We start from the raw sequence: 1,781 nt of genomic DNA, 5'->3' as shown, positions 1-1,781 counted from the left end.
TATGCCATAAGAAAAGCATAGCATTAGTTAGTATTAGTTGGCAAATATTTAACTAGCTAAACTCCTTCTTCTCTTGCAGCTTGTTGCACCGCAGCAGCAACCGCACTAGCAACTCGTTTATCAAAGACAGAAGGAATAATATGTTGGCGGTTTAAATCGGAAATATTCACCAAAGAAGCGATCGCATTAGCCGCTTCTAAACACATATTAGTAGTAATCCTCCTCGCCCGACAATCTAAAGCTCCACGAAACACCCCTGGAAACGCCAGGACGTTATTAATTTGGTTCGGGTAGTCACTTCTTCCCGTAGCCATGACAGCGACGTTTTTAGGGGCTAATTCTGGCTGGATTTCCGGTATGGGATTGGCCATAGCAAACACAATGGCATCTTTTCTCATTCCTTGCACCATTTCCGGTGTCAAAACTCCCGGCGCACTGACACCAATAAATACATCCGCCCCTTGCACTGCACCAGCTAAAGTTCCTTGGGCTTTAACGGCAAATTCCAGTTTCTCTGGGGTTAAATCGCTGCGATTTGTGGAAATAATACCTTTAGAGTCGCACATCAAAATCGTTTCTGCACCAGCTTTGCGGAGTAACCGAGCAATGGCTACCCCAGCCGCACCAGCGCCATTAATAACAATGCGAACATCTGCAATGGACTTCTGGACAAGTTTCAGAGAATTAAATAAGGCTGCTAAGGTGACAATTGCTGTTCCATGTTGATCATCATGGAATATCGGTATATTTAATTCTGCTTGTAATCTTTGTTCAATTTCAAAACAGCGCGGTGCAGCAATATCCTCCAAATTCACACCACCAAATACAGGAGCGATATTTTTCACAGCTTTGACAATTTCATCAGCATTTTGAGTATCCAAACAGATGGGAAAAGCATCCAGTCCAGCAAATTCTTTAAATAGCATGGCTTTTCCTTCCATAACTGGTAAAGCTGCTTCAGGTCCCAAATTCCCCAAACCTAATACAGCACTACCATCGGTAACGATGGCCACTGTGTTCTGTTTAATAGTTAAATTGTATACTTCCTCTGGATTTTCGGCGATCGCTTTACAAATCCTACCGACTCCTGGAGTATAAGCCATTGCTAAATCAGAAACACTTTTAAGAGCAATTCTGCTGACAATACTGATTTTGCCACCGCGATGTAAATTAAAGGTACGGTCATAAACATCAATTATTTGAATATCTGGTAATTCTTTTACCCCTTGCACAATGGTTTCTGCGTGTTCCGTACTGGCGGCATCAACTGTAACATCACGTATAGATTCTTGACGATTTTGTTCAATTAAATCAATTTGTCCTAGATTACCACCTGTGGAGGCGATCGCTTGGGTAACAGATGCTAACATCCCCACTCGATTAGGAATTTGTAAGCGCAGTGTGACGCTAAAACTAGAATTAGGAGTCAGATTTGTCATGGAGCTAATTTCGATTTTAAATTTTAGATTTTATATTGAATTGCTACGTCAAATTTGATTTTTCATTAAAGCCCACAACCCTTATCAAACTACCCCTAGTCTGTTGTGTCGGAAATTATTACCTTATAAGTGTTGCCCGCCTAAGTCTTATTTTATATTCATTTCTCCCTGTCCTCTGCCCCGGTAACGATAGTATTTCACCCTAAATTGGCCGAAAAACCCACAAAATCAAAACCTAAACACCATTCGGCTGACGCTCATGGGACACCCAAAAAGTTTTTAGGTTTTGGTGTCTTTTAATCCAGGCATTAAAGACCAGTGGGGGATTTATCGAATGTAGAA

1 protein-coding gene is annotated in these 1,781 nt (G+C 41.4%); it reads right to left on the bottom strand.

Translation table 11 applies throughout. The features are described 5' to 3' along the window. Positions 1-56 precede the first annotated feature (56 nt). On the bottom strand, positions 57-1,439 hold the full coding sequence (locus tag ACIR310F_RS0114770) for a malic enzyme-like NAD(P)-binding protein (RefSeq protein ID WP_028084488.1): 1,383 nt from the start codon (positions 1,437-1,439) through the stop codon (positions 57-59). Positions 1,440-1,781 lie beyond the last annotated feature (342 nt).

Source organism: Dolichospermum circinale AWQC310F, assembly GCF_000426925.1.
GTDB lineage: Bacteria > Cyanobacteriota > Cyanobacteriia > Cyanobacteriales > Nostocaceae > Dolichospermum > Dolichospermum circinale.
This window is presented reverse-complemented; position numbering and strand designations above follow the sequence as displayed.